The 19393-nt window shown below is 73.0% G+C and carries 13 protein-coding genes and 1 tRNA gene; 7 read left to right on the forward strand and 7 right to left on the reverse strand.

Translation table 11 applies throughout. The features are described 5' to 3' along the window. Positions 1-67: 67 nt before the first annotated feature. The 5 genes from ACRAKH_RS03540 to ACRAKH_RS03560 form a co-directional block, all read right to left on the reverse strand. A complete protein-coding gene (locus tag ACRAKH_RS03540) occupies positions 68-1039 on the reverse strand; it encodes a ribose-phosphate diphosphokinase (RefSeq protein ID WP_380723840.1) in 972 nt (323 codons plus the stop codon). 13 nt (positions 1040-1052) lie between these two features. After that, positions 1053-2531, reverse strand: coding sequence for a bifunctional UDP-N-acetylglucosamine diphosphorylase/glucosamine-1-phosphate N-acetyltransferase GlmU (glmU, locus tag ACRAKH_RS03545; protein ID WP_380723834.1), 1479 nt, complete (start codon positions 2529-2531; stop codon positions 1053-1055). A 67-nt stretch (positions 2532-2598) separates the two neighbouring features. Continuing rightward, complete coding sequence (locus ACRAKH_RS03550; RefSeq protein ID WP_380723835.1) at positions 2599-4248, reverse strand: GGDEF domain-containing protein; 1650 nt, start codon at positions 4246-4248, stop codon at positions 2599-2601. A gap of 91 nt (positions 4249-4339) precedes the next feature. Then, positions 4340-4410: transfer RNA gene (locus ACRAKH_RS03555), tRNA-Gln, on the reverse strand. 346 nt (positions 4411-4756) lie between these two features. Then, complete coding sequence (locus tag ACRAKH_RS03560; protein ID WP_380723836.1) at positions 4757-5917, reverse strand: alpha/beta hydrolase family protein; 1161 nt, start codon at positions 5915-5917, stop codon at positions 4757-4759. Between the two features lie 153 nt (positions 5918-6070). On the opposite strand from ACRAKH_RS03560, the gene ACRAKH_RS03565 reads away from it, so the two are divergent. Together ACRAKH_RS03565 and ACRAKH_RS03570 are read left to right on the forward strand one after the other, a co-directional pair. Then, entirely contained in the window at positions 6071-7030 is a 960-nt protein-coding gene (locus tag ACRAKH_RS03565; protein ID WP_380723837.1) for an acyl-CoA desaturase, read from the forward strand. Between the two features lie 126 nt (positions 7031-7156). Continuing rightward, entirely contained in the window at positions 7157-7750 is a 594-nt protein-coding gene (locus tag ACRAKH_RS03570) for a TetR/AcrR family transcriptional regulator (RefSeq protein ID WP_053719425.1), read from the forward strand. 80 nt (positions 7751-7830) lie between these two features. Here ACRAKH_RS03570 and ACRAKH_RS03575 read toward each other — a convergent pair whose 3' ends face one another. Further along, a complete protein-coding gene (locus tag ACRAKH_RS03575; RefSeq protein WP_380723838.1) occupies positions 7831-8949 on the reverse strand; it encodes a PQQ-dependent sugar dehydrogenase in 1119 nt (372 codons plus the stop codon). A 97-nt stretch (positions 8950-9046) separates the two neighbouring features. Here ACRAKH_RS03575 and ACRAKH_RS03580 point away from each other — a divergent pair, with 97 nt between their 5' ends. Beyond that, positions 9047-9940 carry a glycosyltransferase family 2 protein gene (locus tag ACRAKH_RS03580; protein WP_447009618.1) on the forward strand — a complete coding sequence of 298 codons (894 nt, stop codon included), beginning with the start codon at positions 9047-9049 and terminating at the stop codon, positions 9938-9940. Here ACRAKH_RS03580 and ACRAKH_RS03585 read toward each other — a convergent pair. Then, the gene (locus ACRAKH_RS03585) at positions 9927-10463 is read right to left on the reverse strand and encodes a DUF4291 domain-containing protein (protein ID WP_380728515.1); all 537 of its coding nucleotides are present in this window, start codon (positions 10461-10463) and stop codon (positions 9927-9929) included. The genes ACRAKH_RS03580 and ACRAKH_RS03585 overlap by 14 nt on opposite strands. A gap of 145 nt (positions 10464-10608) precedes the next feature. Between ACRAKH_RS03585 and mfd the strand changes: the two genes are divergently transcribed. From mfd to ACRAKH_RS03605, 4 genes are all read left to right on the forward strand, one after another. After that, positions 10609-14172 (forward strand): transcription-repair coupling factor, encoded by a 3564-nt coding sequence (mfd, locus tag ACRAKH_RS03590; protein WP_380728517.1) that lies wholly within the window; start codon positions 10609-10611, stop codon positions 14170-14172. Positions 14173-14185: 13 nt separating this feature from the next. After that, complete coding sequence (locus ACRAKH_RS03595; protein WP_380728519.1) at positions 14186-15136, forward strand: hypothetical protein; 951 nt, start codon at positions 14186-14188, stop codon at positions 15134-15136. Next, complete coding sequence (locus ACRAKH_RS03600; protein WP_380728521.1) at positions 15133-16047, forward strand: MazG family protein; 915 nt, start codon at positions 15133-15135, stop codon at positions 16045-16047. Before ACRAKH_RS03595 ends, ACRAKH_RS03600 begins: the two co-directional genes overlap by 4 nt. Before the next feature lie 152 nt (positions 16048-16199). Further along, complete coding sequence (locus ACRAKH_RS03605) at positions 16200-19379, forward strand: S41 family peptidase (RefSeq protein WP_447009619.1); 3180 nt, start codon at positions 16200-16202, stop codon at positions 19377-19379. The last annotated feature ends 14 nt before the right edge of the window (positions 19380-19393 follow it).

Consider the following 19393-nt stretch of genomic DNA (forward strand, 5'->3'; position numbering starts at 1 on the left):
GGCACCGCTCCCGGAACGGCGAACGGGCCCGGCGCGCGGTGCGCCGAGCCCGTTCCAGCCGGGTCGGTCAGGCGTTGCCGTCGAACAGCGACGTCACCGAGCCGTCCTCGAAGACCTCCTGGATCACGCGCGCGAGCAGCGGCGCGATCGGCAGCACGGTCATCGCGTCGAAGCGCTTCTCGGCCGGGATGGGCAGGGTGTCGGTGAACACGACCTCGCGCGCGCCGCACGACTGGAGGCGCTCCACGGCCGGGCCCGACAGCACCGGGTGGGTGGCCGCGATGACCACGTCCGACGCGCCCTCGGCGAGCAGCTGGTCCACGGCCTTGGTGATCGTGCCGCCGGTGTCGATCATGTCGTCGATGACGACGCACAGCCGGCCCTCGACCTGGCCGACGACCCGGTTCGCGACGACCTCGTTCGGCCGCATCGGGTCGCGGGTCTTGTGGATGAACGCGATCGGCGCGCCGCCGAGCGTGTCGGCCCACTTCTCGGCCAGCTTGGTGCGGCCCGCGTCCGGCGAGACCACGGTCAGCTCGCGGCCCGCGTACTTGTCGCGGATGTGCTCGGCCAGCAGCGGCATGGCCCACAGGTGGTCCACCGGGCCGTCGAAGAAGCCCTGGATCTGCGACGTGTGCAGGTCGACGGACACGAGCCGGTCCGCGCCCGCGGTCTTGAACATGTCCGCCACCAGGCGCGCGGAGATCGGCTCGCGGCCGCGGTGCTTCTTGTCCTGCCGCGCGTAGGGGTAGAACGGCATGATCACGGTGATCCGCTTCGCGGAGGCCCGCTTCAGCGCGTCCACCATGATCAGCTGTTCCATCAGCCACTGGTTGATGGGGGCGCAGTGCGACTGGATGACGAACGCGTCGCAGCCGCGCACGCTCTCCTCGAACCGCACGAAGATCTCGCCGTTGGCGAAGTCGTACGCCGACTGGGGGGTCACCGACACGTTCAGGTGCTTGGCCACCTGCTCGGTCAGCTCCGGGTAGGCACGTCCGCCGAAGAGCATCAGGTTCTTCTTGGGTGTCCCGGCCATCGTGGGGTTCACGTCAGCGCCCTTCATCGGTTGTGCCTTCATTCTCGGGCGTCAGAGCGCGCTCCGCCGCTTCGGCCGAGGGGGTGCCCGCACGGCGGGACACCACCCATCCGTCCAGGTTGCGCTGGGGTCCGCCGGACACCGCCAGCGCGCCGGGCGGCACGTCGCGCCGCACCACGGTCCCGGCGCCGGTGTAGGCGCCGTCGCCGACGGTGACCGGCGCGACGAACATGTTGTCCGAGCCGGTGCGGCAGTAGGACCCGATCGTGGTCCGGTGCTTGTTCACGCCGTCGTAGTTGACGGTGACGCTGGCCGCGCCGATGTTGGAGTGCTCGCCGATGGTGGTGTCGCCGATGTAGCTGAGGTGCGGCACCTTGCTGCCCGCGCCGATGTCGGAGTTCTTGGTCTCCACGAAGGTGCCGATCTTGCCGCGCTCGCCGAGCCGGGTGCCCGGCCGCAGGTAGGCGAACGGGCCGACGGACGCGCCGGGGCCGATCTCCGCGCCGGTGCCGTGCGTGCGCACGACGGTCGCGCCCGCGCCGATCACGCACGCCGACAGCGTCGTGTCCGGCCCGACGACCGCGCCCTCGCCGACGACGGTGCCCGCGCGCAGCTGCACGCCCGGCTCGATCAGCGCGTCGCGCTCCAGCCGCACGTCGGCGTCCAGCCACGTGGTGGCCGGGTCGACGACGGTGACGCCCGAGCGCATGGCCCGCTCCACGAGGCGGCGGTTCAGCTCCGCGCCCAGCCGGGCCAGCTGCACGCGGTCGTTCACGCCCTCCACCAGCCACCGGTCGGCGGTGACCAGCGCGCCGACGCGCCGCCCGTCCGACCGCGCGATGGTCAGCACGTCGGTCAGGTACAGCTCGCCCTGCGCGTTGTCGGTGGACAGCCGGGACAGCCCGTCGCGCAGCACCGCCGCGTCGAACGCGTAGACCCCCGAGTTGATCTCGGTGATCTCCAGCTGCTCGGGGGAGGCGTCCTTCTGCTCGACGATCCCCTCCACGGAACCGTCCGCCGACCGCACGATCCGGCCGTACCCGGTGGGGTCGGACACGACGGCGGTCAGCACGGTCACCGCGTTGCCGCGCGCGCCGTGCTCGGCGAGCAACCCGCGGAGCGTGTCCGCGTCGAGCAGCGGCACGTCGCCGTAGGTCACCACGACCGTGCCGCCGAGGTCCGCGGGCAGTTCGGCGAGGCCGCAGCCGACCGCGTGGCCGGTGCCCTTCTGCTCTTCCTGCACCGCGACGGTGATCTTGCGGTCCAGCGCGGTGGACAGGCTGTCGAGGTGGTCGGCCACCGCGGCGCGGCCGTGGCCGACCACGACGGCGAGGTGGTCCGGTCCGGTGCCGGCCGCGGCGCGCACCGCGTGTTCCACCAGCGAACGACCGGCGATCCGGTGCAACACCTTGGGGGTGGCTGAGCGCATGCGGGTGCCTTCACCCGCTGCGAGGACGATCGTGCTGACCGGGGTGGGGACACCCTCTAGCATCAGCGCTCTCCCTAGCTGAGTGCGTGCCTTCAGCGGGAGGGGCCTGGCTTCCCGCCAGGTGTTGATACTAAGCGTCTGAGGAGGGCTCGACTTCCACGGCGGCAACCTGGCAGCCACCTCGGCGTTTCGCCACGTACATCGCCGAGTCGGCTCGGGCCAGCGCCGCGTGCGCCGCCTCGCGGGGTCGCACGGAGATCACCCCGACGGACAGCGTCACGCCCCTGGACAGGTCGGATGGCAAGTCGGCCACCGCCTCCACGGCCCGGCCGAGCGCCGCCTCGGCGGCGTGCAGGGGCGCGCCCGGCAGCAGCACGACGAACTCGTCGCCGCCGTACCGGGCCACCAGGTCGTCACCCCGCAACGCCTGGCGGAGTGTGCTCGCAATCACGCGGAGGACGTCGTCACCCTCGGCGTGGGAGTGCTTGTCGTTCACGACCTTGAACCCGTCGAGGTCCACCAGGGCGATGGCCATCGGGTGGGTCTGCGCGTTGATCAGCGCGGCCAGCCGGTCGTCCAGCGCGCGCCGGTTCGGCAGGCCCGTCAGCGGGTCCTGCAACGCCTGCTGCGCGATGGCGCCGTGCGCGCGGGTCAGGCGCTCGTGGTCGCGGCGGGTGAGGAGGGTGGCGGTGCGGGCCTCCTGCATCAGCCACAGCTCCACCTCCAGCGCGTTGGCGTAGGTCTGCAGCGCGGACGTCGTGCGCTCGCCGTGCGGGCCGGACATGCGGGCGAACTCGCGGGTCAGGCACAGCATGAGGGTGGGTTCGGAGGTGTCGTGCTCCAGCCGCTGGCGCGCGTCGTGGAGCACCTGCAACGCCTGCTGCGGCAGCTCCTCCATCTCCAGGCAGCGCGACAGCGCGATCGACACGATGATCAGCTCGCGGGCGTACATGGCCAGCTCGCGCAGGCTCCACAGCCGGGCGATGTGCTCGGCGCCGGGCTTGTCCAGCGCGTGCGCCGCGCCGATCACGGGCACCTGCTCGGCGGCGGTGCGGTCACGCCTGCCGGGGTGCAGCGACTCGCGGAACGGTCCCTCGACGGCCGTGGCGATGGCCGACGCCGTGGCGAACCGCTCGGCGGCCTCGTCGAGGTTGCCGACCCGCTCCAGCCGCAGGCCCCAGCCGATGAGCAGCCGGGCCCGGTTGAGCAGGTGCACGTAGATCTGGTGCGGGTTGGCGCTGTCCCGGATCGCGTTGTGCGCCCGCGCCAGCACGTCGTCCGCCATCTCGTAGACGCCCAGCTGGGTGAGCACCAGCCCGGTGCTCTGCAACGCCGAGGCGAGCAGCCGGTCCCACGTGCGCTTGTCCATGACCGGGTCGGGGGTGAGGTCCTCCTCCAGCATGGCGAGACCGCCCGCGACCTCGGACAAAGCCTTGTCCTCGAACCCGCCGAGCAGGTAGCGGCGGCCGCGCAGCGCGTGCGCCTCGGCCTCCAGCACGAGCAGGCCGTGCCGCCGGCAGTGCGCCAGCATCTCGTCGAGGACGGTGTCGGACAGGTCGACCAGGCCGGGGGTGACGATCCGGACCACGGCCGCCGCGCGCAGGAGCTGGCCGACGATCCGCGGCTCGCCGCGGCCCTGCGCCTCGGCCAGGATCTCGTCGATCTCGTGCGCCGCGTCGAGCTGGTCGGAGAGGTGGCTGCTCTGGGCCACGGCCACGAGTTCGCTCGCGCGGCCGACCAGCCACGCGTCGGACATCTCGTGGAGAGCCGGAGTCGCCACGTTGCCCTGCTCGTCGACCGCTTCCTCGTGCAGCGACTCACACCCCCATGCAGACGCAGGGCAGCCGGACCTTCGTGGTCCGGCCCTCTCGCTCCGCCACCAGGATTCGAACCTGGACCATCGGAACCAAAATCCGAGGTGCTGCCTTTACACCATGGCGGAACGGTCGGGGCTCGCCCCGACCGCGCGAACACATGTTGTCACGACTGCCCCGAGAAGGTCAGCACCACCACTCATGTGGCGGCAAGCCCTCCGTAATTGGATCATGACAGTACGTGTTATCGCAGGTCAAGCTGGTTCGTGACGGTAGCTGTCACACGTCAGGGTGAACTTCGTCGGGCGGCATGCCGACCGCGAGCGGCCGTCGAAGCGGGAATTCAGGGGCCTTCGGAGAACGGTGAAGTCCATGACGGTCGCGCATTCAACTACCTTGCGTAGCCGGGCGGCCACTGCGGGCAGGACCCCCAAGGGGTGCGACGCCAACGTGTGGGACGCCGGCGGGTTGGCGCTAGCCGATGCCGTCGACGGACCGGAGGAACTCGGTCAGCGCGCTCTCGTAGGCGTCGGGGTCCACGTTCCACGCCGCCGTGTGCTCCGCCGCGGGCACCTCGACGTACCGGAGGGGCCAGTCGAGGCGGCTCGCCGCCGTCGCCAGGTCGCGCGAGGCGTCCACCGGCACGGTGCCGTCCGCGCCGCCGTGGAACAGCAGGGTCGGCGGGCGGTGGGCGGGCGGGTGGTCGGCCAGGTCGAAGCGGTCGAAGTCCAGGTCCGCCCGCCAGTCCGAGACGAGTTCCGCGACGGGCACCAGCTGCTCGGGCACGCCCCGGTTGCGCGACTGCAGCTCCAGCGTCCTCGTCCAGCTCACGACGGGCGCGTCGAGCACGACGGCGGACACGTCGCCCGCCTCCGCCGACCGGCCGAGGAACTGGCCGACGATCGCGCCGCCCATCGACCAGCCGTACAGCACGACGTGCCGCGCGCCGCGGTCCCGCGCGTACCGCACGGCCGCCTCCACGTCCCGCCACTCCGTGTCGCCCAGGTGGTACAGGCCGTCCGGCGACCGGGGCGCGCCCTCGTCGTTGCGGTAGGTCACCGCGAGAACGGGTAGCCCCAGTGCGTGCAGCGCCGGCATCACCCGCAGGGCCTCGGCCCTCGTGCCTCCACGGCCGTGCACCGCGACGACCCAGGTGGGAGCCGCCGCGGTGGGCGTTGTCGCGGGGACGAACCACGCCGGCGCGTCACCCAGCTCGGTGGGAATCCGGACCTCCGCGTAGTCGAGGCCGTGGGCGGCGCGGGGGTCGCTGGTCCACACCGAGGTCTCCAGCCGCACGGGCGTGCCGTCGGCGGGCGGCGTGCCCCGGAGCTCGCGCGCCACCGCACCACCGGACCGCCCGGTCACCTCGCCGACCTCGGCGCCGCCGCCCGGCCACACGAGACCCCATGTGCCGGGGAGCACTGTGACCCTGGACTCCGCCAGCGAGACGGTCCCCGGAGCCGACGCGGTGACGGTGTCGCGGTAGCCGGGACGGGCGTTCTCCGGGTCGAGCAGCTGCCCGCTGTAGTACCAGCCGAACCCCAGCAGACTGCCGCTGACCAGCAACAACACTGCCGCGAGCGAGATGGCCGCGATCCGCCGGCGACGCCGTGGTCGCACGTTCGACAACTCCATCGCCGAATGATGCGCCCGCCGTGATCGACACGCCCGAATTCCTGAGAACACGCCAAAACTTTGCCCGGTGCTCTGGCGGGTCAAGGTTCACCTAACTTACGCTGGCGTAAGTTACGGTTCCGTAGGTAGTCCCCGAAAACAAGAGGTTGATGTATGACCAGCACCCTGGAGAGCAGGTCCACGCCGCAAGGTCCCGAGGATCGCGGACCCAAGCCGATCATCGAAGGACGGCGTGGGCACGTCGAGCAGTTCAGCGTGTACGTGTTCGTCATCGTGCCGTTCCTGGCTTTGCTCGCGGCAGTGCCGCTCGCCTGGGGTTGGGGGCTGGGCTGGGTCGACGTCGCGCTGTTCGTGGCGTTCTACTACCTCGCCGGCCTGGGCGTGACGATCGGCTTCCACCGGTACTTCACGCACGGCTCCTTCAAGGCCAACCGCGCGCTCAAGATCGGCCTCGCCATCGCGGGCAGCATGGCCCTGCAGGGCCCTGTGATCGTGTGGGTCGCCGACCACCGCCGCCACCACGCCTTCTCCGACCGCGAGGGCGACCCGCACTCGCCGTGGCTGTTCGGCAGCGGCCCCGTCGCCCTGGCCAAGGGCTTCTGGCACGCCCACATGGGCTGGCTGTTCGACCGCGACCAGACCAACGCGCAGCGCTTCGCGCCGGACCTGCTGGCCGACAAGGACCTGGTCCGGATCGACAAGCTGTTCCCGCTCTGGACGACGATCAGCCTCCTCGCGCCCGCCCTCCTCGGCGGCCTCATCACCATGTCGTGGTCCGGCGCCCTGTCCGCGTTCTTCTGGGCCGGCCTGGTCCGGGTCGCGTTCCTGCACCACGTGACGTGGTCGGTCAACTCGATCTGCCACATGGTCGGCGACCGCCCGTTCGCCGCCCGCGACCGGTCCGCCAACGTCTGGGCGCTGGCGATCCTGAGCTTCGGCGAGTCGTGGCACAACCTGCACCACGCCGACCCGACGTGCGCCCGGCACGGCGTCAAGCGCGGTCAGATCGACACGTCCGCGCGGATGATCTGGCTGTTCGAGAAGTTCGGCTGGGCCACCAACGTGCGCTGGCCGAACGAGCAGCGCCTGGCCCGCATCAGCGCGAAGAAGTAGTCGGAGCAGCAGCCGAGAGGTAACCGACCACCTGCCCCTCGCGGTCACCGCGGGGGGCAGGTGTTTAGGGTGGTTTGGGTGGCGGGGAGACGGCGCGGCGGGGAAACACCGGTGCCGCGCGTGCGGATGACCGGCAAGGAGCGGCGCGAGCAGCTGCTCGACGTGGCTCGGGCGTTGTTCGCCGAGAAGGGCTTCGAGGTCACGTCCATCGAGGAGATCGCGCACCGGGCGGGCGTGTCCAAGCCCGTCGTGTACGAGCACTTCGGCGGCAAGGAAGGCATCTACGCGGTGGTCGTGGACCGCGAGATGCAGTACCTGATGGACCACATCGTCAACGCCCTGTCCGGAGGGCACCCGCGTGAGCTGCTGGAACAGGCCGCGTGCGCGCTGCTCGACTACATCGAGGGCTCGACGGACGGCTTCCGCATCCTCGTGCGCGACTCGCCGGTGGCGTCGTCCACCGGCACGTTCTCGTCGCTGCTGAACGACATCGCGTCCCAGGTCGAGTCGATCCTGGGGCTGCACTTCTCCCGCCAGGGCTACGACCGCAAGCTCGCCGCCCTGTACAGCCAGGCGCTGGTGGGCATGGTGGCGCTGACCGGCCAGTGGTGGCTGGAGGTGCGCAAGCCGAAGAAGGACGAGGTCGCCGCGCACCTGGTCAACCTGGCCTGGAAGGGCCTGTCGCACATGGACCACAAGCCCCGGCTGCGCACCCGCTAGTCCCGACCGGCTCCGGGTGGCTCGTGGCCGGCTCCGGGTGGTTCCGGCTCCCGGGTGGTTCCGGCTCGCGGAGGTTCCGGCTAGTTCCGGGTGATCCTCAGGACCTTGTCGTCGTCGCCGTTCGACGTGGTCACGTAGAGCGCGCCGTCCGGGCCCAGCTCCGCGCCGCGCAGCCGGCCGTGCGTGCCGTCCAGCTCGGACGGGGTGGCCACCGCGCCCACGCCGCCCTCCGCGGTGATCGTGAACAGCAGCACCTTCGCGCCCTTCAGCGCGGTAACGGCGAGCACGCCGTCCAGGTCGCCCCACTGCCCGCCGACGAGGACCGCGGCGTCGCAGATCGCCTCGGTCGGGTCGCCGGAGGACCACACGGCGGGCACGGCGTCCGGGAACCGGTCGAGGTCGGTCATCGGCACGTCCTCGTCATAACCGCCGACCGTGCCGCCGCGTGACGGGTCCCAGCCGTAGTTGCCGCCGGGCTTCAGCACGTTCACCTCGTCGTCCACGTCGGGGCCGTGCTCGGCGGTGAACACCGTGCCGTCCGGCCGCACGGCCACGCCCTGCACGTTGCGGTGCCCGTAGGTGTAGATCCGGTCGCCGAACGGGTTGCCGGGCACGCCCTCGCCGGTGGCGAGGTCGATCCGCAGCACCTTGCCGCCGAGGCTCGCCCTGTCCTGCGCCACGGCGCCGCGGGCCGTGTCGCCGGTGCCGACGAGCAGGTTGCCGTCCCGGTCGAGCGCCATCCGGCACCCGGAGTGCCGGCCGCTCGGGTTCGCCGGCCGGCCCGCGAGCAGCGGGTCCTTCACCCTCGTGGCCTTCGCGCCGTCCAGCCGCCACGTCACCAGCCGCACGTCGGCGGAGGTGTTGAAGCACGTCGTGAACAGGCCGCTGGCCGCGAAGTCGGGGTGCACGACCAGGCTCATCAGCCCGCCCTCGCCGCGGGCGGCCACGTCGCCGAGGTCGGCCTCCACGTCGGTCGCCCGGCCGCCGTCGACCAGCGCGATCCGCCCCGGCCGCTGCGGCACGAGCATCCGCCCGTCGGGCAGGAACCCCACGTCCCACGGGTGGCTCAGGCCGGAGACCACGACCTCGACCTTCAGCCCCTCGGGCGCGGTCGTGCCGGGCGCGGTGCCCCCGGCGCCCTCCGTCGAACACGCCGCACACGCGGCCAGCACCGCAGCGAAACCGACCCACCGACCCATGACGCCCAGCATGACAACCGCCGTGTGTGCTCGCCGTTCTCACCGCGCGGCGCGGTCCGTACGCTGCCCGTGCCGGATCGGGACAAGGGGGCGTGCCGTGCGCGTGCTGATGACATTGCTGGTGCGCGACGAGGCCGACGTGGTCGCGGCGACCGTCGAGCACCACCTCGCCGCCGGGGTGGACTTCGTCATCGCGACCGACAACGGGTCGCACGACGGCACCGTGGACATCCTGGAGTCCTACCGGGACGCCGGCGTCCTCGAACTGCACCGCGAACCGAGCCAGGACTACGAGCAGGGCCGGTGGGTCACCCGCATGGCGAGGCGGGCCGCCGAACTCGGCGCGGACTGGGTGGTCAACGCCGACGCCGACGAGTTCTTCTGGCCGGCCGGGGCGACCGCGCCCGGCCGGGACGCGCTGCCGGCCGCGTTCGCCGCGGTCGGCGGGGCGGGCGTCGTGCGGGCGCGCCGCGACAACCTGATTCCCGACCCGGCGGTCGACCCGGCCGCGCCGTGGGTGGACCGCCTCGTCATCAGGGACACCGCCTCGCTGTCCGCCCGCGGCACGCGGATCGGCCCGAAGGTGTGCCACCGGGCCGACCCGGACGTCGAGGTGGCGCAGGGCAACCACACGGCGACCGGCCCCCTGGTCGGCGCCGAGTCGCCGCTCGCGCCGCTGGAGATCCTGCACGTGCCCGACCGCGGCTACCGGCACTACGCGCGCAAGATCGCCAACGGCGGCTCGGCCTACGCGGCCAACACCCGGCTCGGCGCCGACATCGGCTGGCACTGGCGCGAGGACTACCAGCGCCTGCTCGACGGCGAGCTGGAGGCCGTCTACGCGGCCCGCGAGCGCGACCACGCGGCGGTGGCGGACGGCCTGCGGGAGGGCGTCCTGCTCCGCGACACCCGCCTGGCGGACCGGCTCGGCGCCCTGGTGCCGACGGCGGTCCGCCCGGCGGAGCTGAAAGCCGTGCTCAGCCCTCGTTGACCGGCATCGGGTACGGGCGTTCCACCGGCAGCAGGGCACGCGCGCCGTCCACGTCACCGGCGCGCACCAGCGCGTGCACCCGGTGGGCCAGGGGCGTCACGTCGGTCAGCCCCACGACCCACTCGTCCACGTACCGGCGTGACGCCTCGCCGGCCAGCCCGAGCTGCAACGACCGGTGCGGCAGCGCGTTCAGCCGCACGTCCCGCTCCGGGTCCCACTGCACGCGGACGTCCGGTTTGCGGCCGACGCCCTCGTCGCTCGGCACGGCCGCCCGCACCGCCCAGTCGAACCCCGATCGGGTGATTCGCACGGCCAGGACGCGCTCCTGGTCGGGCTTCGTCCCCCACCCCGAGCGGTACATCATCCACAGGAACGACGGCTTCACCCACGTCATCCGGCCGCGCTTGAACGGCGGCACGAACCGGCCCGCGGCCAGTGCCGGGACGGCGATGGCCGGCGAGTACGCCTGGTACACGGTGACGTGCCGATCGTCGTAGTCGGCCCTGATCTCCCTCTGCTCCACGTACCCAGGGTCACCGCCCGGTCAACCGAAATCACGGCGCACCCCGCGCGGCAGGCCCGTAGGCTGGCAGCCGAGAACCCCTCCGGTGGACGTTCGGTCCCGGGCAGGGGTCTGTCCGCGTTTCCAGTCCCGGGGAGCCACCGCAATGCCCCAGCCCGGCCCGCTGTCCGGCCTGCTGACCGCTGTCCTGCCCGACAAGGCGCTGCGCGCCCTCACCGACTCGGTCGGCGTGCCCGACCTCGAACTCGAAGGGCCGCCCGCCGCCCGGCCGCTGGTGGCGGCGGCCCTGGCGAACCACACCCCCGTGCTGGCCGTGACGGCCACCGGCCGCGAGGCCGACGACCTGAAGGCCGTCCTCTGCGACCTGATCGGCCCGGAGCAGGTCGCGCTGTTCCCGTCCTGGGAGACGCTGCCGCACGAGCGCCTGTCGCCGAGGGCCGACACGGTCGGCGCGCGCCTGCAGGTGCTGCGCCGCCTCGCCCACCCCGGCGACCACCCGCTCAAGGTCGTCATCACCACGGTCCGCAGCCTGATCCAGCCGATGGCGCCCGGCCTCGGCGACCTCGCGCCCGTGCACCTGGCCGTGGGCGGCGAGCACGACTTCGAGGCGCTGCTGGTCAACCTGACCGAGATCGCCTACACCCGCGTCGACATGGTCGAGAAGCGCGGCGAGTTCGCCGTTCGCGGCGGCATCCTCGACATCTTCCCGCCGACCGCCGAGCACCCGCTGCGGGTCGAGTTCTGGGGCGACGAGGTCAGCGAGATCCGCCCGTTCGCCGTCGCCGACCAGCGCTCGCTGCCGCAGCAGGTCGACGGGTTCACCGCGCCGCCGTGCCGCGAGCTGCTGCTGACGGCCGACGTGAGGGCCAAGGCCGCCGCGCTGGCCGAGCGGCACGCCGCCGACGCGCACCTGCACGAGCTGCTGAGCAAGATCGCCGAGGGCATCCCGTCGGAGGGCATGGAAGCCCTGATCCCGGCCCTGTGCGAGGGCGAGCTGCAGCTGCTCACCGACGTCGTCCCCGAGGGCACGCACGTCGTCCTCAACGACCCGGAGAAGATCCGGGCGCGCGCCGCGGACCTCGTGCGCACCGGCCAGGAGTTCCTGGAGGCGTCGTGGATGGCCGCGGCGGGCGGCGGGCAGAGCCCCATCGACCTGGACTCCAGCGCCTACCACAGCCTCGCCGACGTGGCGCAGTCCGCGCGGGCCCAGGGCCGGCCCTGGTGGACGCTTAGCCAGCTCACCACGGAGGGCGAGGACGTCGTCCGGCTCGAGCTGAAGCAGGTCGAGGCCTACCAGGGCGACATCGACCGGGCGTTCGCCGACCTGCGCGCCCACACCGTCTCCGGCGGCACGGCGGTGCTCGTCGTCCCCGGCGCGGGCACGGCCCAGCGGGCGACCGAGCAGCTGCGCGAAGCCGACGTGAACGTCGTCCTCCGCGACACCCTCGACAGCGCGCCGCGCCAGGGCGCGGTCACCGTCGTGCGGGGCGCGCTGGAGGACGGCTTCTCGCTGCCCGAGCTGGCGCTGGTCGTGCTCACCGAGACCGACCTCACCGGCGGCAGGCACGGCACCAGCACCAAGGACATGCGCCGCATGCCCAGCCGCCGCCGCAACGCGGTGGACCCGCTCGCCCTGAAGCCCGGCGACTACGTCGTGCACGAGCAGCACGGCATCGGCAAGTACGTCGAGATGGTCCAGCGCACGGTCGCGGGCGCGACCCGCGAGTACCTGGTGCTGGAGTACGGCTCCAGCAAGCGGGGCCAGCCCGGCGACCGGCTGTTCGTGCCGACCGACCAGCTGGACGAGGTGTCCCGGTACGTCGGCGGCGAGCTGCCCACGCTGAACAAGCTGGGCGGCAGCGACTGGAAGAACACCAAGGCCAAGGCGAAGAAGGCGGTCAAGCAGATCGCCGCCGAGCTGGTGCAGCTGTACGCCGCGCGCCAGGCCGCTCCCGGTCACGCGTTCGCGCCGGACACGCCGTGGCAGCGCGAGCTGGAGGACGCGTTCCCGTTCACCGAGACGCTCGACCAGATGGCGGCCATCGACGAGGTCAAGGCCGACATGGAGCGCACGGTCCCGATGGACCGGGTGATCTGCGGCGACGTCGGCTACGGCAAGACCGAGATCGCCGTGCGGGCGGCGTTCAAGGCGGTGCAGGACGGCAAGCAGGTCGTGGTGCTGGTGCCGACGACGCTGCTCGCGCAGCAGCACCTCAACACGTTCACCGAGCGGATGCGGGCGTTCCCGGTGAACATCAAGGGCCTGTCCCGGTTCACCGACCCGCTGGAGGCCGAGCAGACGATCACCGGCCTCGCCGAGGGCGACGTGGACATCGTCATCGGCACGCACCGCCTGCTCCAGAAGAGCCTGCGCTACAAGGACCTCGGCCTCGTGATCGTGGACGAGGAGCAGCGGTTCGGCGTCGAGCACAAGGAGCACATCAAGGCGCTCCGCACGCACGTGGACGTGCTCACGATGTCCGCGACCCCGATCCCGCGCACGCTGGAGATGTCGCTCGCGGGCATCCGCGAGATGTCCACCATCCTCACCCCGCCCGAGGAGCGGCACCCGATCCTGACCTACGTCGGCGCGTACGACGACAAGCAGGTCGGCGCGGCCATCCGCCGCGAGCTGCTGCGCGACGGCCAGGTGTTCTACGTGCACAACCGGGTGTCCTCGATCGAGAAGGCCGCCCGGCACATCCGCGAGCTGGTCCCCGAGGCGCGCGTGATCACCGCGCACGGCCAGATGAACGAGGACAAGCTGGAGAAGATCATCCAGGGGTTCTGGGAGAACGAGTACGACGTGCTCGTGTGCACCACGATCGTCGAGACCGGCCTGGACATCTCCAACGCCAACACGCTCATCGTGGAGCGCGGCGACCTGCTCGGCCTGGCCCAGCTGCACCAGCTGCGCGGACGCGTCGGCCGCGGTCGCGAACGCGGCTACGCCTACTTCCTGTACCCGCCCGAGGCGCCGCTCACCGAGACCGCGCACGACCGGCTCGCCACGATCGCGCAGAACACCGAGCTGGGCGCGGGCATGGCGGTGGCCATGAAGGACCTGGAGATCCGCGGCGCGGGCAACATCCTCGGCGCCGAGCAGTCCGGGCACATCGCGGGCGTCGGCTTCGACCTGTACGTGCGGCTGGTCGGCGAGGCCGTCGAGGCGTTCCGCAAGCACGCGGGCGCGGACGGCGAGGTCGAGGAGGACCTGGCCGAGGTCCGCGTCGACCTGCCCGTGGACGCGCACATCCCGCACGACTACGTGCCGGGCGAGCGGCTGCGGCTGGAGGCGTACCGCAAGATCGCCGCCGCGGGCGACGCCGAGGCGCTGGAGTCCGTGCGGGACGAGCTGAAGGACCGCTACGGCACGCCGCCGCTGCCCGTCGAGCGGCTGCTCGCCGTGGCGAGGTTCCGGCAGACGTGCCGGGCGCACGGCGTCACCGAGGTCGCCACGCAGGGCGCGACGATCCGGTTCGCGCCGCTGGAGCTGAAGGACAGCCAGCTCGTGCGGCTGCGCCGGCTGTTCCCCAAGGCGGTCTACAAGCCCAACACCCGGATGGTGAACGTGCCGCGGCCGACGGAGGGCGCGGCGGGCGGCCGGATGGGCGCACCCCAGTTGCGGGACCAGGACCTGCTCGATTGGTGCGCCGGTTTCCTGGAGTCCTTGGCGGGGACTCCCGTGAGCGGCGTCACGAGGTCGTGAGAAGGTACTGGTCGTGAGGACTGTGCAGAGGCGCTTCACCCTGATCGGCGCGGCGGTCGCCCTGACCTCGGCGGCACTGCTGGTGGCGGGCTGCGGTACCGGCCCCGGCCACGTCGGCTCCGCCGCGATCGTCGGCGACACCGTGCTGCCGTTGGAGCAGGTGCAGCAGCGGGTGGACGTGGTGCTCAAGAAGGAGCCCGACGTCCAGGAGCTGCACGAACAGCGCAAGCTCGACCAGGTCGCCCGCCTGGTGGTGACCCTGGGCGTGCGGCACGAGCTGATCGAGGAGGCCGCGCGGCGCGAGGGCGTGACCGTGTCCGAGGAGGCCGTGTCCGAGTCGATCGAACGGGCCGGCGGCGCGGAACTCGCCTCGCAGCGGACCCCGTACGACGCGACGACGTTCCGCGAGCGGGCCAGGGACCAGCTGCTGCTGGTCGAGCTGGCGCGCAAGTACGCGGACCGGATGGAAGTCACGTTCGACTACTTCTTCACCAAGGACAGCTCCGAGGCCGTCGACAAGGCCAAGCAGGTGGCCGCGAACCCGGCGAAGATGGCCGAGTTCATCGCCGCCGCGCCGCAGAGCGCCGAGGGCCAGTCGATGGCGCAGAAGGCCCAGCGGGTCCGGTCGGCCGAGTCGCCGCAGGCCGCCCAGTTCCCGCTGTTCGGCGTCGAGCCGGGCACGGTCGTGGCGTTCGCGCCGGAACCCGGCAGCGCCCAGTGGATCGTCGCGCACGTGACCGACCGCCGGACCGACGCGCGGTCGCCCGGCGAGTCGTCCACCCAGCAGCTGACGCCCCAGGTGCTGGAGCAGATCGGGCTGCGGCTCCTGCAGACCCTCGCCGGCGACCCGGAGATCCAGATCAACCCGCGCTACGGCGTGTGGGACAGCACCGCCATCGGCCTCGCGCCGAGCGAGGGCGAGCTGACCGGCTACCAGGCGACCGTCCGGGAACCGTCGCAGTGACCGTGGTCCTGGTCGGCGCCACCCCCGTCCTGCCCGCCGCCGCGCTTCCCGCTCTGCGGGGCGCGGCGGCGGTGTACGCGGGGGAGGGCGTCGACCCGGCCCTGTGGTCGGCGGAGCCGGTGTCCGCCTTCGCGCCCGGCCCGTCGGTCGTGCTGCTCACCACGAACCCGGACGAGCCCGCCGCCCGCGCGCTGGTCTCGGCGGGCTCCCCGGTGATCCGCACCCCCGCCGTGCCGCTGCTCGACGCCGCCGCCGTCATGGACCGGCTGCGCTCGCCCGGCGGCTGCCCGTGGGACGCCGAGCAGGACCACAAGTCGTTGCGCCAGTACCTCGTGGAGGAGACCTACGAGCTGCTGGAGGCCATCGAGGACGGCGACCGGGCGGCGTTGCGGGAGGAGCTGGGCGACGTCCTGCTCCAGGTCCTGTTCCACGCGCGGATCGCCGCCGAGGACGCCGAGGACCCGTTCGGCATCGACGAGGTCGCGGGCGACCTGGTCGCGAAGCTGGTCGGCCGCCACCCGCACGTGTTCGAGGGCGACGACCCGGCGGTGCACGACGCGACGTCCCAGCAGCACCGCTGGGAGGAGCTGAAGCAGGTCGAGAAGCGGCGCGAGTCCAGCGTGGACGGCGTCGCCACCGGCCAGCCCGCGGTGGCGCTGGCCGGGAAGCTGGCCCAGCGGGTGGCGCGCGCCGGGTTCCCGGTGGACCTCCTGCCCGAGGGCGACGACACCGGCACGACCCTGTTCGCCGTGGCCGCCCTGGCGAAGCTCGCCGGCGAGGACCCGGAGACCGAGCTGCGGGCCGTGGCGCGCGCGTTCGAGGCGAAGGTGCGTGCCGCGGAACGGGCCGCCCGCGCCGCCGGCGTCACCGCGATGACCGCCGCCGACTGGCGCGCGCACTGGCCCGCCTGACCGTCCACTGGCCCGCCTGACCGTCCACTGGCACGTCACCGCCCACGGCGCCCGGCGCGCGGCGGCCCGATCGGTGATCTTTGGTCTCGATGCCGCAGCGACCTTCCCGGGGTGGGGCGAGCGCGGGTGAACGGGGCGCTAACGTCGGGCGGGTGACCGAGGCCTACCTCCGCTTCCCGCACCTGCACGGCGACCTGGTGACCTTCGTGGCCGAGGACGACGTGTGGCTCGCCCCCCTCGACGGCGGCCGCGCCTGGCGGGTGACCGCCGACCAGGTGCCGGTGTCCTTCCCCCGCTTCGACCCCACCGGCACGCGGCTCGCGTGGACCAGCCGCCGTGACGGCGCGCCCGAGGTGCACCTCGCGCCGGTCGACGGCGGCGAGGCGACCCGCCTGACGTACTGGGGCGACTACGCGACCTCCGTGCGCGGCTGGACGGCCGACGGCGACGTCGTCGCGGTCACCGCCGCCGGCCAGGCCACCGCGAACCGGCAGTGGGCGCACGCCGTGCCGGTCGACGGCGGACCGCCCCGCCGGCTGCCGTTCGGCTGGGTGGACGACGTGTCGTTCGGCCCGGACGGCCAGGTCGTCGTCACCTCCGTCTACGGCCGCGACCCGGCCTGGTGGAAGCGCTACCGCGGCGGCGCGGCGGGCAAGCTGTGGGTCGACGCGACGGGTGACGGAGAGTTCGCCCGCATCCTGCCCGAGCTGACGTCGTCGCTGACGTCGCCGATGTGGATCGGCGACCGGATCGCGTTCCTGTCCGACCACGACGGCGTGGGCAGCCTCTACTCGGTGGCGCCGGACGGGTCGGACCTGCGCCGGCACTCCGTGCAGGAGTTCTACGCGCGCGTCGCGTCGAGCGACGGCCGGCGGGTCGTCTGGCAGCAGGCCGGCGAGCTGTGGTTGCTCGACGACCTCGTGGACGCCGAGCCGCGCCGGCTGGAGATCGCCCTGGGCGGCCCCCGCACGGCCCGCCGGCCGCGTGCCGTGCCGTCCCGGCCGGACGACTTCCACCCCGACCGGACGGGCCGCGCCAGTGTGGTCGAGGTGCGCGGCACGGTGCACTGGGTGACCCACCGGGACGGCCCGGTGCGCGCCCTCGCCGAGCAGCCCGGCGTCCGCGCGCGCCTGCCGCGGGTCGTCGGCGACAGCGTGGTGTGGGTGACCGACGCGGACGGCGAGGAGGGCCTGGAGTTCTCGCCGGTCGGCGGCGTGGAGCCGGGCAACGAACCGCGCCGCGTCGCCGTGGGCAAGCTCGGCCGGGTGCTGGAACTGGCCGTCTCGCCGGACGGCCGCCGCCTCGCCGTCGCCACCCACGACGGGCGGCTGCTGCTGGTCGACGTCGAGTCGGGCGAGGTCCGCGAAGTCCTGAAGGGCGCGAACCCCCACGTCAGCGACCTGGCGTTCTCGCCGGACTCGAACTGGCTCGCCTGGTCGCACCCCGGCCCGCGCCCGCTCCAGCACATCCGGATGACCAACACCACCGACCTGTCCGTGGTGGACGTGACGCCGCTGCGCTTCTCCGACTTCTCGCCGACGTTCACCGAGGACGGCCGCTACCTGGCGTTCCTGTCGGTCCGCAGCTTCGACCCGGTGTACGACGCGCACGTGTTCGACCTGTCGTTTCCGACGGGCTGCCGGCCGTTCCTGGTGCCGCTGGCCGCGACGACGCCGTCGCCGTTCGACCCGCTGCGCCTGGGCCGGCCGGTCGGCGACGACTCGTCCGACAAGGACAAGGACCACAAGGACGACGAGAACCCGATCACGGTCGTCGACCTGGACGGGCTGGCGGACCGGGTGGTGACGGTGCCCGTCGCCGCCGCCCGCTACTCGGGCCTCACCGCCGCCAAGGGCGGGCTGCTGTGGCTGCGGTCGCCGTTGCGCGGGGTGCTGGGCGACAACCTCGCCGGGCCGTCGTCCCGGCCGCCGCGCGCGGTGCTGGAGCGGTTCGACCTGGCCAAGTCCCGCACCGAGACGCTCGTGGACGGCGTCGACTCGTTCGACGTGACCGGCGACGGCCAGCGGATGGTGGTGCAGGACGGCGACGACCTGCGCGTCGTGCCGACGGACCGCAAGGTCGACTCCGACGACAGTGACTGCGTGGAGGTCGACCTGTCGCGGGTGCGGGTGGTCGTGGACCGGGCGGCCGAGTGGCGGCAGGCGTACGCCGAGGCGGGCCGGCTGATGCGGGACCACTTCTGGCGCACCGACATGGGCGGCGTCGACTGGGCGGGCGTGCTGGAGCGCTACCGGCCGCTCGTGGACCGGCTCGGCAGCTACAGCGACCTGGTGGACCTGCTGTGGGAGGTGCAGGGCGAGCTGGGCACGTCCCACGCCTACGTCATCCCGTCCGGTGGCGGGGCGCGCGGGCGTGCCGTGGGCCTGCTCGGCGCGGACCTCGAACGGGACGAGTCGGGCGCGTGGCGGATCGTGCGGATCATCCCCGGCGAGACGTCGGACCCGGCGGCGCGGTCGCCGCTGGCGGCGCCGGGCGTGGCCGTGCGGCCGGGTGACGCGATCGTCGCCGTGGACGGCCGGCAGGTCGACCCGGTGACCGGTCCCGCGCCGCTCCTCGTCGGCACGGCCGACAAGCCGGTGGAGCTGACCGTGCGGCCCGGCGGCGGTGGTGAGCCCCGACGCGTCGTGGTCGTGCCGCTGGACGACGAGGAGCCGCTGCGCTACCACGCGTGGGTGGCCGACCGGCGGGCGCGCGTGCACGAGCTGTCGGAGGGCCGGGTCGGCTACCTGCACGTGCCGGACATGATGGGCGCGGGCTGGGCTCAGCTGCACCGGGACCTCCGGGTCGAGCTGGCCCGCGAGGCGGTCGTGCTCGACGTGCGCGAGAACGGCGGCGGCCACACGTCCGAGCTGGTCGTGGAGAAGCTGGGGCGCAAGGTGATCGGCTGGTCGGTGGCCCGCGGGTACACGACGGCCGACAGCTACCCCGCGGACGCGCCGCGCGGGCCCGTGGTGGCGATCGCGGACGAGTTCGCCGGGTCCGACGGCGACATCGTGAACGTGGCGATCAAGGAGATGGGCATCGGGCCGGTCGTCGGCACCCGCACGTGGGGCGGGGTGATCGGCATCGACATGCGGTACAGCCTGGTCGACGGGACGCTGGTGACGCAGCCCCGGTACGCGACCTGGTTCGCCGGGCCGGGGTGGGACGTGGAGAACCACGGCGTCGACCCGGACGTCGAGGTGGTGATCACGCCGCAGGACCGCGTGGCCGGGCGCGACCCGCAGCTCGACACGGCGGTGCGGCTGGCGCTGGAGGCGCTGGCGGCGCGGCCGGCGGCCGTCGCGCCGGAGCTGCCGCCACTGCCGTGAGCGAAGACCACCCT

It is taken from the genome of Saccharothrix hoggarensis (assembly GCF_052936025.1).

Bases quoted from the DNA above. Each gene is read 5' to 3' on its own strand.
- ACRAKH_RS03575 (WP_380723838.1), bottom strand. From the start codon at position 8,949: ATGGGTCGGTGGGTCGGTTTCGCTGCGGTGCTGGCCGCGTGTGCGGCG.
- ACRAKH_RS03565 (WP_380723837.1), top strand. From the start codon at position 6,071: ATGACCAGCACCCTGGAGAGCAGGTCCACGCCGCAAGGTCCCGAGGAT.
- ACRAKH_RS03560 (WP_380723836.1), bottom strand. From the start codon at position 5,917: ATGGAGTTGTCGAACGTGCGACCACGGCGTCGCCGGCGGATCGCGGCC.
- ACRAKH_RS03570 (WP_053719425.1), top strand. From the start codon at position 7,157: ATGACCGGCAAGGAGCGGCGCGAGCAGCTGCTCGACGTGGCTCGGGCG.
- glmU (WP_380723834.1), bottom strand. From the start codon at position 2,531: ATGCTAGAGGGTGTCCCCACCCCGGTCAGCACGATCGTCCTCGCAGCG.
- mfd (WP_380728517.1), top strand. From the start codon at position 10,609: ATGCCCCAGCCCGGCCCGCTGTCCGGCCTGCTGACCGCTGTCCTGCCC.
- ACRAKH_RS03540 (WP_380723840.1), bottom strand. From the start codon at position 1,039: ATGGCCGGGACACCCAAGAAGAACCTGATGCTCTTCGGCGGACGTGCC.